We start from the raw sequence: 14,708 nt of genomic DNA, 5'->3' as shown, positions 1-14,708 counted from the left end.
GTGCCGGTCGTCGGCGCGCTGCGGCTTATGATTTCTTGCTCAACTGCGGGCCCGGCGTGAACGCATTGCGGAACTGCCGCACGAAGGCACCGGCATACGGTCTAAGCCGCGCCGGCAAAAGAGACTTGCCGAGCCAGGGATAGAGAGAGGGCTCGCCGGGTTGTCGCAGGATTCCCTGTAGAAGCATTCGCCGGGCGATCGCATGGTTTCCTTCAGGCCAATTTAAATGCCGTTTCGCTGTTTCAAGCCTGAATAAATGCTCGACTCCCAAATCGTGCATTTCATGACGATTCCTTCTAAATAACTCATGGCGAGCCTGAAAGTTCCGCATAAAATTGCGTGATCGCCGCTGATCGCCGGCTTGACAGTCGCTTTCCTGCACGGTGTCGTGATAGCGTACGAGCGGCTGGTCTATGAACTCGATCCGGAAGAAACGCCCGACTCGAAGACAAAAGTCGAAATCTTCAATAGCAGGCAAGGATTCGTCGAAGAAACCGATCATTCGGGTTACATCCTTGCGTATCATGATGTTGGACCCCCCAGCGCCGATGAATGTTCCGGATAGATGGGCGCGATGCGGGTAGCCATGTGTTTCCGGAACAAGAATCTCCACGCCGCTTTCTCTGCCGAGAATTTCGATGGCGGAATAAACGAGTCCCGTGGACTTCGGCAGCCGATCGAGAAGTCCGACTTGCAGGGCCAGTTTTTCGGACAACCATTCATCATCCGAGTCGAGAAAGGCGATATAGTCACCGCGTGCGCGACGAATTCCCGAATTCCGGGCTGCCGCGACACCGCCATTTTTTTCGAGCTTTATGTATTGCAGGCGCGGATCTGAATATTGGGCGACGACATCCTTCGTCTCGTCGTGTGAGGCGTCGTCGATTACCAGTAGCTCAAAATCCCCGAAGCTTTGCTCGAGAACGCTATCGATGGCGCGTGGCAAAATGTGAGCCCGGTCGAAGGTTGGAATGATGACGGTGACTTTCGGTTTTGGGCCGGTATGTTCGGTGGAGAAAACGGTGTCCGCCGCCGGTGCTTCGGCACGGGCCGGCATAATCGGTGCGATTTCGGGTTCTAGGGAGTCATGTGCTCTAATGGCCCGCCAACGTAGTTTCGAAGCCACATCGGCGGGCACACGCCGCATCTGCCGCAACGAGGGTGGACCACAACACCGTTTCGCCTCGGCTAGGCATTTTTGCTGTAGCTCGGGGTAAGCAGAACTATCCGCAGCCAGGGCGTCGAACGCCATGCCGAGCGGAGTGCGGTAACGGTTAAGACGGCTCCTGGTTTCGAGCATTTCCCCGACACGTTTCAGGACCAGGAGACGGGACGCGAGACCCTTCTCGGTATTGCGCGTTGCGCTGAGAGAGACTTGCCCTGCCGGCAACCGGCGGTAGTACGCAGCACCCGCGCGGGTCCGCACGAGCCGGTTCCCGAGAATGAAGCCGCGCATCATGATGTCGCCGTCGGTATTGACTTTTACGTCCTCGCTCCAACCGTCGGTTCTTTCGTAGGCCTCGCGGGACCACAGCACGGAGCAGGGCGGGTGATACCAGCCGGTGAGCCAGGCGGCGAGGTCGTCTTGCCAGGGCCAGCGCGGTGCGCAGGACGGCGGCGCGCTGAACCAACAGTTGCCGTGCGGCTCGAAACGATACCAAGGACAGCAGGCCACCTTGCCGGTATTGTCGGCCAAAGCGGCAACCAAGCTTTCAAGCGCCGTCGGGCCGAGCAGATCGTCGGCATCCAGGAACATGATCGCATCGCCCGTGGCGACTGCCGCTCCCGTATTCCGCGTGACCGAAGCGCCGGGTCTAGGCTCGGAGAGAATGGAAACGCGCTTGCCGTAAGTCTCGGCAATAGCCACGCTCTCGTCTGTAGAACCGTTGTCCACCAGGATCGTTTCGGATGGGAGGAGGGTCTGGTTAAAAAGCGAGTCGAGTGTTGAAGCGATCAAGTCCGCGCCGTTGCGACAGGGAATGACGACCGAAACTCTCATTCCGCCGCCTTTGCTGCTTCGATTTGTCCGATCGCCTCGCGAACGGCCGATGGATTGACCGCGAGGTCCTTATGCAACGGGTGGACCTCCCCCAAGGCCTGGGCCGGCACGATCCGGTAACCGTGTCCCATGGCGGAGGCAAGGGCGTAAAAGTTCGGGTTTGGAAAACCGAGATCCGCGATTTCGACAACCTGCGCGCCCGCCGGACAGAACATCATATTGGTCATGCCCGCGCCATGGGGGGCAAGGAGGACAGCGGTTTCTCCCATTAAACGGACCTGTTCCTCGAAGGAGAGTTCTTCCATGAACACACGTTCGAAGCCGGCATTCCGCAAAATCGGCCAAATTTCGTCTTCGTTGACGAGTTGCCGCCCGTGAGAGCGGGCCCGGCTGATGAAGATGCGCCGCTCCGGCGGCCGTGTCCCCGCGATAGCAAGCGTATCGCGTACCGGGCGCAGCAATTCCGGGCGGAAACGGTCCGTGCCGACGACCGTTAGTTCTTTTACTTCGATCGGGCGGGTCGGATCGAACGTTTGAAAATCGGCGGGGTCGAGGCCGAGCAGCCGCAGCGACGCGTCCATGGCGCCACCGAGGCTCGGCGGCAGCAGCACGTTTTCGAGAGCCTGGCGTGATTTAAGCAAGTTCAGTTTGGGGAGATGGGCCGTCAGCCAATGCGAATGATTATGGTACACGCGCTCGAGAATCCATGTCGCTTGTTGGATACGAATGGGTTGGCGTGCCTCCCTGACGACGGGAAAGTGGTGCGGCTTGAAGGCGATTTCCCTTAGATAAAGCGCCCGGTCGTCTTTCGTTACGATGCAAGGATAAAACTGTTTTCTCGAATCGAAAGCGAAGTAAATACGGCAATCGGCTACCGTTGCGATGAAGGTCTCATCGCTGACCCGTTCGGGAACGTCGTAGAACGAATATCCCCACCAGCCTCGTTCCTTCGGAAGTGTTTCCCGGTCGAAGACATTGAGCGGCAGAGGATTCGCGGCGACGGCACGCGGGTGGATCGTTTCGTAGGACTCGGCCGGCGCAAGGGTCCTGCGGTGGCGCGCAAAGTAAGCGGCGACCTTTTCCTCGGCCATCCACCGGTATCCGACCCAGGATGGCGGGAGGCCGGCGGCCATCAGTCGGGGCGGCAGGTGCATCAGGCCGCGGCGTATGCGGCCGCCGATCTTTCTCAGGGTCTTGTATGCGAAGGTATCGGAGAGTTCGTGACGGTCGATGGAATCTGTTATGTTCGCCATTACTAGCCTCAATTCGCAAACTCAACGTGATTTATATCGTTGCCATGACTTTGAAATCTGGATGACGAACTTGGAGTTCGTCGTAATCTCCGTGTGCCTCGATTTTGCCGTCCTTAAGGAAGTACAACATGTCGCACTTTCTCACCGTCGAAAGACGGTGCGCGATCATGATGATGGTACGGCGCCCCTTGAGTTCCTCGACCGAGGCGGCGATGCTGCGTTCCGTGGCCGCGTCGAGTGAAGAGGTCGCTTCATCGAGGATGAGCACGTCCGGATCGTGATAGAGGGCGCGCGCAATCCCGATGCGTTGGCGTTCTCCGCCCGATAATCTGACACCTTGTTCGCCGACTACGGAATCCAAGCCCGCGGGGTGATGATTCACGAAATTCTCGAGCTGTGCCGCTTTTAGCGCATTCCACACCGCACGTTCGTCTATTTCGTCATCGGAAATGCCGAGCGCAATATTACGACGGATCGTATCGTCGAGGAGATAGATGGACTGGGGCACATAGCCTATCGTCGCCTGCCACGAATCGATCCCACGCTCGCGGATGTCTCTCCCATCGACGAACACGCCCCCTTTTACCGGATCGAGCAATCCCAGGATCGTGTCCACGATAGTCGACTTGCCGGCTCCGGTGCTGCCCACAAAACCGACCGCGGAACCTGCCGGGATAACGAGATTAATATCCTTGAGAGCGTCGTGCGGTGCGCCGTCATAACGATAGGAAACGTCGCGCAATTCGATCTGTTGATGCATGTGATACGGCTGGGGAGTGGCCGCCGACTCTAAATGCGAGGTTTTGCTGCGTGACTCCAAATATTTGAGGTCGTTGTAGACGGGATCGATCGAGACGATCGAGTAGCGCAATGTGGCAAAGTGAGCCATGGCGGCGCTGATGGTTTCGCGCATTCTGATCAGGCCGACGATAAACAGCGATAACGTGATGAGAATCGACTCGGTCGATCGGCCGAGAAGAATCAGACCCACCACGAGACACAGCAAACTGGTCAATGCGGCGAATTCGGTGACCGGGGGAACCGCCTTTGTCGCAAATTGCTTGAACGCCAACGTCTTCGCCATCCGGCTTACGGTTTCCACGATTTGTTTGGAAAAAAACGATTCGCGATTCAGGATTCGTGCCTCCTTGATAATTCCGAACCCTTGATAGAGTGCTTTGACGAACCGCCGCCGGTTCTGCTGTTCCTCGAGGCCGAAAAGCTTCAACTTTGTACTTAGGGCGACAATGCCGAGCACACCGATCAAACTGAAAGCCAGCAGCCAAAAAAGAGTGATTAAGGGTTCAACCGCGAACAGGAAAACTAAAATCCCAAGAAGCATCAGAAAACGTGTGGCAATCTCGAGAATCGGCGTGATTACCTGATTGGCGATCAACGTGACCTCACGGTCGATATTGCTCATGATTTCGGAAGTGTTGTGCGTGAGATGGAATGTATACGGCGCTCCCATATAAGCGTGGGTGAGGGATCGTGAAAGTTCGATGCGTCGATTTTTAACGAACACCATCTGCCAGTAGAAACTGAAAACAAGAAAGCCGTTCTTAATACCGAACACGACGATCAGAATGAGAGCGCCCCATAAAACCAATTCTCGTTTGTCGGTCATTTGGTATGTGGCGAGGAATTCTTGCAAAGCCGGAAACTTATTTAGCGCCGAAGGGTCGACAATCGTGCTCACGAAGATGGGGATAGCCGCAATGCCAACCACCTCAAGCAACGAGCCCGCGATCATCAAACCGAACAAGATCACGATCGTGCGCCGGTTGTGCCGTGTTAGAAGAGCGACGAGTTTCTTGAGTGAGACGAGCATCAGCCGGACCGTTTCTTGGATAACGGCTTGATACGTGTTTTTAGGAACAATGGAAGAGAAGCATTTGGAATTTTCGGCAAGCGTCGAACAAGAAGAGACTCTTGCAGATGGCTAAACCGGTTTTCGGTGTATGCCATATTATTTTTCTCGCTGACCTCCTTTTATTTTGCCTGTTCATTTAATTTTTGAATCGTAACGAAGCCTTGAAGGCTTTCGTGTGATCAGGTTGTGTCAAGATTGAATCATCTGACGCCGAATTGCATGCATGAAAAGAATGCTTTAGCCTTTAAGCAGCCAAATCGGAGGGCCCTGCACGTGCTGGCGGAAAATGCGCGAAATCAAGTTCTGGATCGGAGCAGGCTTCTCTGGCTGCTTTGTCTGCGATCTCCAACGGTTTTGCGGCCATTGCGCTTTTCCCGTCATGGTGAAGCGCTTCTTGCTAACTTCTCGGCAATGGATCATCCGGATGCAAAAGTATACCAAGACCTTTTCCGGTACTTTGCGCTCGGCTGGACGGCGTACCGTTGCACTTCCGGCGCAGGTGCTGCTTATCCGGGCCTGCCGAGTTGGAGCGGTCGAAAAATGGATGAGCTCGAAGGCTTTTCCCGAATCATGCCGCTATTCGGAGCGTGGTGCGCCTCCGGTCGAGACCCGCAATTAACCCTGCCGGGTAACAAAAGCATATCTCTTCCCAAAGAGTTCGAGCGCGGCCTTCTTGCCGGAACCGATCCCAGGTCGCGTTCCTATTGGGGAGACATGCCCGGGAAGAGTAATCAACGGATTGTCGAAGCTGCCGACATTGCGCTTGCCTTATGGCTTTTCCGCGATACCGTTTGGAATTCCTTGCCCCCCGACCGCCGCGATCAGGTGGTATCGTGGCTCGCTCTCGTGGACTCGTGTCCGGGCCTCGATAATAACTGGCATCTTTTTTTCGTCTTAATCGATCGCGTGTTGGCCACGTTGGGCTATCCGGGCCGCATTTCAAGCGCTAAAGCTCATTATGAGCGCATCAAAGAGTTCCACCTCGGGGACGGTTGGTTCAAGGACGGGCCGAACGGCAGGGTCGATTTTTATAACGCCTGGGGCTTTCATTACGCTCTCGACTGGATCGACAAAATCGATCCGGATTGGGATCCTGAATTTATCCGAGACAGCCTGCGAAAGTTCCTATCGGGTTACAAGTTCCTGATAGGACCCGAGGGCATCCCCATTATGGGACGAAGCCTCTGTTACCGAATGGCGGCACCGGCGCCGCTCGTATTCGGGTGCGAACGTCATTCGGATATCGTCTCTGCGGGGGAAGCGCGCCGCGCGCTCGACACGGTTTGGCGTTATTTTATCCGTCATGGGGCGCTCCGTCATGGCGGGATCACGCAAGGGTATTGGGACGCCGATCCGCGTCTCCTCGATCCGTATTCCGGACCCGCCAGCAGTCTTTGGTCTCTGCGTTCGCTCGTGGCGTCATTCTACCAACCGCCGGAGAATTCATTTTGGCGACAGTCGGCGGAGCGGTTGCCGGTCGAATCGGGTGATTACGAACTGATGCTCGACGGCGCCCAGTGGCGCGTGCGGGGATATAAGAGCAAACGGCGGATTGTCGTAGAGGTGCTCAACAATCCGATTGATGATGCTCCCGAATTGGAGCCGGTACGGAGACGTCAGACCTTGCGCCGGATCGCGGAAGGCAAATGGCTTGGGCCACGGAACGACGAAGCCAAATACGGACGACGCTATTACTGTTCCGACAAACCTTTTTGTGTATAGGGCGTAAATCCGCGTCGGTGTCGGGGGACTATATTCCCGTTTTCACCGTCGGATCGCCTGGTGCGTCTCAATAGCTGCTGCCGGTCACGTATTCGCGCAGTTGATTTTCCTCGGCCTCGAGTTCCTGAAGCCGGTTTTTCACCACGTCGCCGATGGAAATGAAGCCGACGAGACGGTCGCGCTCGACCACCGGTAGATGGCGGACGCGGCTTTCCGTCATCATGTGCATGATATGATCGATGGTGGAGTCGGGCGAGCATGTCGTGACCGCGCGCGTCATCAGAGCGGAAACCGGCATGTCCAGAACCTCGGCGCCGTGGTCGGCGAGCCCCCGCGTGACGTCGCGTTCGGACACGATGCCCGCGATCTTGCCGGCGTCCACGACCAGAATCGCGCCGATCCGTTTTTGCTGCAGCGTTTTCACGACCTTGGCGACGGTCGTGTCCGGAACGACCGTGAAGACGTCGCGGCCTTTCAGGCTGAGAATGTTCGATACGCGCATGAGTCCCTCCTGCAAACCAATACCCTGATGGGACAACCGGCGTGCTGCGTTGCAAACGGGGCAACCGGTTGCGTGTCGATCGATTAGAGGAGGAACGGGACCATGGGAGTCGTTTCGGCATGGCCGTGTCCTCCCCCAAGTCTTGGCGCTTTCCCGAAAGGATATCACAGACCGTACCGCGAGACGAAGCAATCCGTCAGGGCCGGCTTTTGGGCCGGAACGCGACCCCGGGCCTATCTACTAGTAGGCAGGCCCGGGCGGAACCGTTTTGCAAGGTGAGGTGCCTAAATCATGTGAACCTGCTTTAGGCGCGGGGACGGGAGCCCTTGATTTGAGTCCGGTGCAGGACGCGGCGCGCGTTCGGGTCGAACGAATCGCGCCGGTGCAGCACGCACGTATTGTCCCACAGAATGAGATCGCCGCGCCGCCAGGAATGATGCCAGGTGTTCTGCTTTTGCGTCGTGTGGTCCCACAGGGCATCGAGCACCTCGTCGCTTTCCTCGAGGGACATGCCGATGATGAAGGCGTGCGGACGGCGGCCGAGGAACAGCAGTTTGCGCCCCGACTTGGGATGGGTGCAAATGATCGGATGGCGCGCGCCCGGGTTGTCTTCCGGGTTGTCGAGGTTTTCGGGCTGGTTCGGGCGGAGAAAGCCGGCGCTGTTGCGGGTGTGATCGTGAATGAGCGTGCGGCCTTCGATTCTCTTCTTCAGGTTCGCCGGCAACGTGTCGTACGCCCGGTACAGGCTGCAAAAACCGGTGTCGCCGCCATGGTCGGGGATTTCGATGCCGTAGAGGAAACAGCCCGTCGGCGGTTGTTCGAGAAACGTCAGATCGGCGTGCCAGACCGCTTCGCCGTCGCCGAGGGAGCCGGTCGGCTTGCCGGTGTCGGTTTTGACGTTCGAGATGCAGGTCAGGTAGGGCGACTCGGGAATCCACGGCTGGCCGATGCGCGAACGGGCCGGCAACTCGAGTTCGCCGAACCGTTTGGCGAAGTCCTGAAGGTCGTCGTCGCTCAGGGTCTGATTGCGAAACAGCAGAACCGAATGCTTGAACCACGCGGCCTCGATTTGCTTGAAGGCCCCGGCATCGATCGAGCGCAGGTCGTCGACGATGACTTCGGCGCCGAGCGCGGCTCCGGTGGGGATGACTTGAAGGCCGGCGGTCTTGATCTCCGATTTCTCGATGGCTGATTCCATGGCGTTTCAGGCGGCGCGCGGCCGCTCTCCCTTGATTTGCGTGCGTAACATTACGCGCCGCTTGGCGTCGTCGAACGGGTTGCGGTGGTGCATGGCGCAGAAGTTATCCCAGATTACGATGTCGCCGGGCCGCCATGCGTGATGCCAGGTGAATTTCTCCTGCGTGGCGTGGGCCCAGACGTCGTTGAGGATTTGCTCGCTTTCCTCCAAGTCGTAGCCGTGGATGTAGGCGTACGGGCGGCGCCCGATCATCAGCGCCTCGCGCCCGGTTTCCGGATGCTTGATGATCATCGGATGGCGCGCGCCGGGCGTTTCGCGCGGCTCTTGCTGCTCGTCCCAATTCGGCGTGAGGGCGCCGGTCGAGTTGTGGACATGATCGTGCAGTTGCACGCGGCCCTCGATTTTTTTACGCAACGCCGGGGGCATGGTTCGGATCGCTTCGTAAATATTGAGAAAACCCGTGTCGCCGCCTTCCGGCGGCACTTCGACGGAATACAGGATGCTCGCGCGCGGCACCTCGTCCAGGTAAGTCATGTCGGCGTGCCAGAAGGCTTCGCCGTTGCCGAGCGCGCCGAGTGGTTGGCCGCTTTCGCCCTTGAGGTTGGTCACGAGGATGAACTGCGGGAATTGGGGAATCCAGGGATCGTTGTCGACGCGGGTTTTGCGCGGCATGTCGATGTCGCCGAACCATTCGCTGAATGCGAGGAGTGCGGGGCAGTCCATCTCCTGGTCGCGAAACAGCAGGATCCCGCCATAATCGAGCCAGGCCCGGCGCACGATCCTGTAGGACCCCGCGTCCATTTTCTTGACGTCCAGGCCGCGGATTTCGGCGCCGATAGGCTCGCTCAGGGGGATGATTTCGATCTTGGTGGCCGTCATGGCGTGAACGGTGATTCCCGGCAAAGAGTTAAGGGTTAAAAGGTATGTAGTCGGAAAGGTTTTGATTTTCTATAGTCTAGCGCAAATCCGCGGGCATGCAAAAGACCCCTAAAAATCGTGCAACTATCGAGAATTATCAAAAATGTCTTCCGATCCGTTCGATCTTAGCCAAAAAGTCGCCGTCATCACCGGTTCGAGCCGCGGTATCGGTTTCGCCATCGCCCGGGCTTTGGCCGAGCGCGGCGCCCGGGTCGTGGTGTCGAGCCGCAAGCCCGATGCCTGCGAGGAGGCGGCGGCAAAAATTCGCGAGCTCGACGTCAAGGCCCGGGGCGGCGATGCGATGGCGGTGCCGTGCAATATCGTCGAGTCGGCGGACCTGGATGCCCTGATCGCGAAAACCCGCGAAGCCTGGGGGCGCGTCGACATCCTGGTCGGCAACGCCGCCATCAGCCCGTATTTCGGCCCGGCGATCGAGATGCCCGACGATAAATTCGATCTGTTCATGCGGGCCAACGTGCGCGCCAATCTGCATCTCTGCCGCCTGGTGGTGCCCGAGATGACCGCGCGGCGCGACGGCGCGATCATCATGATGTCGTCGGTTGCGGTGAAGAAGGGCAACAACACGACCGGGTATTCGCTCACCAAGGCGGCGCTCAGCCAGTTGGTGCGCAACCTGGCCGTCGAGCACGGACCCGACAACATCCGCGTCAACGCGATCGCGCCCGGCTTGGTCAAAACCCATTTCTCGAGGGTGCTGTGGGAAAATCCGGACGCCTTGAACAAGCGTCTCGCGAAAATCCCGTTGCGCCGGATCGGCGAGCCCGAGGACATCGCCGGCATGGCGGTGCTGTTGGCATCGGACGCCGGCTCCTGGATCACCGGCCAGACCTTCTTCGTCGACGGCGGCGACACGATAGATATTTAGGGCGCTATTTAGGACGATATTCAATTCGCATCGGCCCGGGCCCGGCGTTCGCGCAAGGCTGGGTTTACATCCAGCTAAAACGTCCTGCCATGCCTTTCCCGGTTACGCCGCCTCGCGGAGGTGGGCCTGCTGAACCAGAAACACCTCGGCATTCTTGGCGTAGCTGGGGAGCGGCGTGACCGTCAGGTCTGGATGGTCGGCCAAGAACTCATCGAAGGCGCGCTTTTCGCCCATGCCTCGGGCCGCCAGATTGCCCGAATGCCAATCGTCGAACAGGATCACCGCACGGTCCCGGATCAAGGATTCACAGAACTCCAGCGCCTCGCGAGCGGACGAGTAGATGTCGCAGTCAATCATGATCACGCTTGCCCTCGTAATGCCGTATCGGGCTCGCGTCTCCGCTGTGAGCGTGTCACGGAACCATCCCTTGACTAGGGCGGTGCGTGTCCAGTCGATTCCTGCTTTGGTGAGGAAATTACGCGTGAAGCTAACGGACGACCTGTATTCACCCGGACGCCACGTGCCTTGGCCCGGCTGATCCGCTTCCGGGGGAAGCCCCTCGAAGGAATCGAAACCAATCAAGCGGATACCGGATAGGCGAAGCTCCCGGATAACGCGGTGCATGCATGCCATGGAGGCACCGTGGCACACGCCGAATTCGAGGTAGTCGCCACGCGGCTCGTGAGGGTCCTCCTCGCGCAGGCGCTGGAAGGCCGCCCTGTAGCAATCCTCCAATTCCTTTTCGGGGACCAGCCGGAAACCACGCTCCACCTCGCGGCGCAGCTTCACGCCCTGGATGTGGGAATTGGCGAGGATCTTCACGCGCCGAAGAAATTTCGAGCGCCGCAGGAAACGATAGAGAGCATTGTTCTTCCATGTCGGCAGCGCCGGCACTTCGGTAGTTGGGGTACTGGTCCATTCCAGTTCGTTCCTCTCAGGTAGCATGTCCGCCTCCTAAGGTTACCCCTCATACCCCCCTAATAATACCTTTAGGATACCCTAAAACACCCCTAAAAACAACGCGGCCACTGGCGTCGGAGTTCCACAGCCCGCGCCGGCCCGAGATTGTCCGGAGCGCTAAAACCAACCTACGTCGGGTGGCGTTGGACAGCGGCGACACGATCGAAATCTAGGGCGATATTTAAGGCGATATTCAATGTGCGGCGGCCGGGCTCGGCACCGGGATTCACATACGGGACGCATATAATAGTATGCTTTCTTTTTCGACGGGCTAAGGAATAATACACCCGATCGTTCGTCATACCCTATAGACGAACAGATCGGGCTTTGGGCCGTTTAGGTTACGGTCTCTTATATTTGCGGCCGTTCAGGTCACGGCCCATCAGTTAGCGGCCATGAATGTGTGGAGCAGCGGCGCGTTTTTCCGTAAACGCCGCAAGGCGACGACTCCGCGCAATTTCAAACAACCCGCCATAACAAGTTGTGTGGTTTTGATACGAACAAATACGACCAAACGAATCGTTAAATCGATAGTCCCTCCACAGTACCGCTGGAAACTGCGCGTTTGGGCTGCGCGCGCGGCCCATGCGGGGACACGGCGATATTGCCCGTGTTGCGACAGTCATGTCCGCGGTTTTGGCGCGTTCGGCGAACGGATGCGACCGGAGGCGCTTTGTCCGGTTTGCGGCTCCCTCGAACGCCACCGCCTCGTGTCGATATTCTTGCGCAATCGGCACGACTTGCTGCGGAAGACGAAGCGGATCTTACATGTGGCGCCGGAGCCGCCCGTGGCGAATGTTTTTCAGGAATGTGCTCAAGAGTCATACGTCTCCATGGATATCCGCCAAAGCGCCATGATGCGGGCCGACATTACCGGCATGCCCTTTCGTTCGCAGACGTTCGATGGACTCTGTTGCATACACGTGTTGGAACACATCCCCGACGATCAACAGGCTATCCGGGAATTGCATCGCGTATTGCGTCCCGGCGGCTGGGCCGTGCTTCAGGTGCCGATCGAACGGGACGTCACATTCGAGGATCCGACGATCACGAATCCCAACCTCAGGCGGCGGCTTTTCGGTCAGCCCGACCATGTCCGGGTCTACGGCCGCGATTTCAAGGACAGGCTCGCCGCCGCGAGATTTTCGGTCAGCGTCGAGCGGCCGCAACGCCGGCTCGATCGTAACGTGGTGGCGCGGTGCGGCCTCAAGACCGTCGAGGACATATTCCTGTGTAGAAAAATGCGGTGATTCCGCCGAGCGCGAGCCGTCGCCGGAGACCGGGGCACTCGGCGATCCGACAACCATGTGAATCTGCTCTAAATTTCTAAATTATTGATGTCGATCGGATCATGATTTATCGGAACCGAATGGTGCTTTCGATAAATCATGATCCGATCTAGTATCGCGGCATTAAAAACAATACGCGCTAAACGAGGGGGAGGCGGCGGATGGTCGAGCCGAGAGTTTATAAAATCAACAAAATGGAGCGGATTTACTTCGCCACGCCGTTCGTCGAGGCGGTCATGGCGGAGGTCGAGCGCTTGGGCGCGAACAGCGTCTTCGTGATGTGCAGCGGCACCTTGAACCGCGAAACCGACAAGATCGAGTCCCTGAAAAAAGCACTCGGAAACCGCTTCTTGGGGCTCTTCGACCGATGCAAGTCCCACACGCCACGCGACAACGTGATGGAAGCCCTGGAGATCGTGCGCGCGGCCGGCGAATGCGATCTTTTCATCGCCGTCGGCGGCGGCGCCGTGGTCGATACCGCCAAGATGGTCGGTCTTTGCCTCGCCAACGGCGTCAAGACGATGGCGGACATGGACCCGTTGCGCGATACGGTCGACGAGCAGGGCCGCCGCCACAGCCCGAAAAAGACGCCGCCCAAGGCCCGCATGATCGCGGTGCCGTCCACGTTGTCCGGCGGCGATATCGGCCAGAACATCGGCTGCACCGATCCCGCGCGCAACGTGAAGGAGGGCTACGGCCATCCGCTCTTGATGCCCATTGCCGTGGTGTACGATCCGTCGCTCGCTGCGCTGACGCCGCCGCGCCTTTGGCTCGCGACCGGCATCAAGGCTTTGGACCATGCCGTCGAGGTCATCTGTACGAAAAAGCCCGATCCCATGTGTACGGAAATGGCGTTGATCGCGGCCCGCCTGCTGGCCGAGAACCTGCCGAAAAGCAAAGCCGATCCGAACGATCTCGAGGCCCGCAACAGCTGCCAGCAGGCGATCTGGCTGGCCCGCAGCTCGCGCTCGCTGACCGGCGTCAACTTCGGCGCCAGCCACGGCTTCGGCCATACCTTGGGCGGCGGTTACGGCATTCCCCACGGCGAGACGTCGTGTGTCGTGCTGCCGAGCGTGATGCGCTACAACGCCGCCGTGACGGTCGATGCCCAGGCCCGGATCAGCGCCGCGATGGGGCGCCCTGGCGACGCCGCCGGCGACGTGATCGAGGGGTTGATCAAGGCGCTCAATTTGCCGTACCGGTTGCGCGCCGTGGGAATCGATAAGGCGGATTTTCACGACATCGCCGAGCACAGCCTGCATACCGGTACCGTCAAGGCCAACCCGCGGCCGATCAAGGGGGTCGATGACCTGATCGAAATCCTTGAAATGGCTTGGTAATTTTTCCCGCCGCCGGGTTTGCAAAAAGCCGGGGCGCCGGGGCTTGGAATCGTTGATCGGGCCCGTCATTGCGGGTAGAAATAGCCTCGCCGAAAGGGAGGGTGCGAGGGCTCGGGAAGGCCGTGTTTCTTTTTCCGGTTCTTTATCAAGAACCTTCTGTAAAGTATTGTAAGTCTTGAATTATTCCTGGGAGACATTCGGTTTTGCGGCCTGCCCGCGCGCGGGCCGTTCTGAGCTTCCCAAACCGGGAGCGGGCGAGACGGTGTAAGGAGAGTTTGAATGACGGCGGCGCAATCGGGGACGGCAACGGCACTATCGCAGGTAAGCCACGATGAAATGGCCAATGCGATCCGCTTTCTTGCCATGGATGCGGTTCAAAAGGCGAATTCGGGCCATCCCGGCATGCCGATGGGGATGGCGGACGTGGCGACGGTGCTGTTTTCGCGGTTTCTGAAGTTCGACGCGAGCCGTCCGGAATGGCCGGACCGCGACCGTTTCGTGCTGTCGAACGGCCACGGTTCGATGCTGCTGTATGCGCTGCTGTATCTGACCGGCTATCCGAACATGACGATCGAGGAGCTGAAGAATTTCCGGCAGATGGGGGCGCGAACCGCGGGCCACCCGGAATACGGCCATGCCCCGGGCATCGAAACCACCACCGGGCCGCTCGGCCAGGGTATCGCCAACGCCGTCGGCATGGCGCTTGCCGAACGGATGCTGAATGTCCGCTTCGGCGACGACGCCGTCGATCATTATACCTATGTCTTC

12 protein-coding genes are annotated in these 14,708 nt (G+C 58.6%); 5 read left to right on the top strand and 7 right to left on the bottom strand.

The annotated features are described in order from the left end of the window. Positions 1-25: 25 nt before the first annotated feature. The 3 genes from WD767_16650 to WD767_16640 are packed head-to-tail and all read right to left on the bottom strand — an operon-like array spanning position 26 to position 5,083. Positions 26-1,999 (bottom strand): glycosyltransferase family A protein, encoded by a 1,974-nt coding sequence (locus WD767_16650; GenBank protein MEX2617721.1) that lies wholly within the window; start codon positions 1,997-1,999, stop codon positions 26-28. After that, on the bottom strand, positions 1,996-3,252 hold the full coding sequence (locus WD767_16645) for a glycosyltransferase family 61 protein (GenBank protein MEX2617720.1): 1,257 nt from the start codon (positions 3,250-3,252) through the stop codon (positions 1,996-1,998). The genes WD767_16650 and WD767_16645 overlap by 4 nt, the downstream gene beginning before the upstream one ends. Before the next feature lie 31 nt (positions 3,253-3,283). Beyond that, entirely contained in the window at positions 3,284-5,083 is a 1,800-nt protein-coding gene (locus WD767_16640; GenBank protein ID MEX2617719.1) for an ABC transporter ATP-binding protein, read from the bottom strand. A gap of 237 nt (positions 5,084-5,320) precedes the next feature. On the opposite strand from WD767_16640, the gene WD767_16635 reads away from it, so the two are divergent. Further along, complete coding sequence (locus tag WD767_16635; GenBank protein ID MEX2617718.1) at positions 5,321-6,847, top strand: DUF2264 domain-containing protein; 1,527 nt, start codon at positions 5,321-5,323, stop codon at positions 6,845-6,847. Positions 6,848-6,914: 67 nt separating this feature from the next. Here the strand turns inward: WD767_16635 and WD767_16630 are convergent, their stop codons facing one another. The 3 genes from WD767_16630 to WD767_16620 all read right to left on the bottom strand — a co-directional run bounded on the left by WD767_16630 (position 6,915) and on the right by WD767_16620 (position 9,426). Beyond that, on the bottom strand, positions 6,915-7,349 hold the full coding sequence (locus WD767_16630; GenBank protein ID MEX2617717.1) for a CBS domain-containing protein: 435 nt from the start codon (positions 7,347-7,349) through the stop codon (positions 6,915-6,917). Between the two features lie 304 nt (positions 7,350-7,653). Next, a complete protein-coding gene (locus WD767_16625) occupies positions 7,654-8,547 on the bottom strand; it encodes a TauD/TfdA family dioxygenase (protein ID MEX2617716.1) in 894 nt (297 codons plus the stop codon). 6 nt (positions 8,548-8,553) lie between these two features. Next, on the bottom strand, positions 8,554-9,426 hold the full coding sequence (locus WD767_16620) for a TauD/TfdA family dioxygenase (protein ID MEX2617715.1): 873 nt from the start codon (positions 9,424-9,426) through the stop codon (positions 8,554-8,556). 142 nt (positions 9,427-9,568) lie between these two features. Between WD767_16620 and WD767_16615 the strand changes: the two genes are divergently transcribed. Beyond that, positions 9,569-10,351: an SDR family oxidoreductase gene (locus WD767_16615; protein ID MEX2617714.1), complete on the top strand. Its 783-nt coding sequence runs from the start codon at positions 9,569-9,571 to the stop codon at positions 10,349-10,351. Positions 10,352-10,453: 102 nt separating this feature from the next. Here WD767_16615 and WD767_16610 read toward each other — a convergent pair whose 3' ends face one another. Next, positions 10,454-11,296, bottom strand: a complete 843-nt coding sequence (locus tag WD767_16610) for a class I SAM-dependent methyltransferase (protein ID MEX2617713.1) — start codon at positions 11,294-11,296, stop codon at positions 10,454-10,456. A gap of 410 nt (positions 11,297-11,706) precedes the next feature. On the opposite strand from WD767_16610, the gene WD767_16605 reads away from it, so the two are divergent. The 3 genes from WD767_16605 to WD767_16595 all read left to right on the top strand — a co-directional run. Continuing rightward, positions 11,707-12,561: a class I SAM-dependent methyltransferase gene (locus WD767_16605; protein ID MEX2617712.1), complete on the top strand. Its 855-nt coding sequence runs from the start codon at positions 11,707-11,709 to the stop codon at positions 12,559-12,561. 200 nt (positions 12,562-12,761) lie between these two features. After that, positions 12,762-13,940 carry an iron-containing alcohol dehydrogenase gene (locus WD767_16600; protein ID MEX2617711.1) on the top strand — a complete coding sequence of 393 codons (1,179 nt, stop codon included), beginning with the start codon at positions 12,762-12,764 and terminating at the stop codon, positions 13,938-13,940. A 279-nt stretch (positions 13,941-14,219) separates the two neighbouring features. Continuing rightward, positions 14,220-14,708 (top strand): transketolase (locus WD767_16595; protein MEX2617710.1); only part of this gene is annotated, 489 nt, incomplete at its 3' end.

Source organism: Alphaproteobacteria bacterium (genome assembly GCA_040905865.1).
GTDB lineage: Bacteria > Pseudomonadota > Alphaproteobacteria > UBA8366.
The sequence above is the reverse complement of the archived record's forward strand: the minus strand, read 5'-3'. Positions and strand labels throughout refer to the sequence as shown.

Excerpts from the sequence above, each read along its gene's own strand:
- WD767_16650 (MEX2617721.1), bottom strand. The coding sequence starts at position 1,999 with ATGAGAGTTTCGGTCGTCATTCCCTGTCGCAACGGCGCGGACTTGATC.
- WD767_16645 (MEX2617720.1), bottom strand. The coding sequence starts at position 3,252 with ATGGCGAACATAACAGATTCCATCGACCGTCACGAACTCTCCGATACC.
- WD767_16640 (MEX2617719.1), bottom strand. The coding sequence starts at position 5,083 with ATGCTCGTCTCACTCAAGAAACTCGTCGCTCTTCTAACACGGCACAAC.
- WD767_16630 (MEX2617717.1), bottom strand. The coding sequence starts at position 7,349 with ATGCGCGTATCGAACATTCTCAGCCTGAAAGGCCGCGACGTCTTCACG.
- WD767_16625 (MEX2617716.1), bottom strand. The coding sequence starts at position 8,547 with ATGGAATCAGCCATCGAGAAATCGGAGATCAAGACCGCCGGCCTTCAA.
- WD767_16620 (MEX2617715.1), bottom strand. The coding sequence starts at position 9,426 with ATGACGGCCACCAAGATCGAAATCATCCCCCTGAGCGAGCCTATCGGC.
- WD767_16615 (MEX2617714.1), top strand. The coding sequence starts at position 9,569 with ATGTCTTCCGATCCGTTCGATCTTAGCCAAAAAGTCGCCGTCATCACC.
- WD767_16610 (MEX2617713.1), bottom strand. The coding sequence starts at position 11,296 with ATGCTACCTGAGAGGAACGAACTGGAATGGACCAGTACCCCAACTACC.
- WD767_16605 (MEX2617712.1), top strand. The coding sequence starts at position 11,707 with ATGAATGTGTGGAGCAGCGGCGCGTTTTTCCGTAAACGCCGCAAGGCG.
- WD767_16600 (MEX2617711.1), top strand. The coding sequence starts at position 12,762 with ATGGTCGAGCCGAGAGTTTATAAAATCAACAAAATGGAGCGGATTTAC.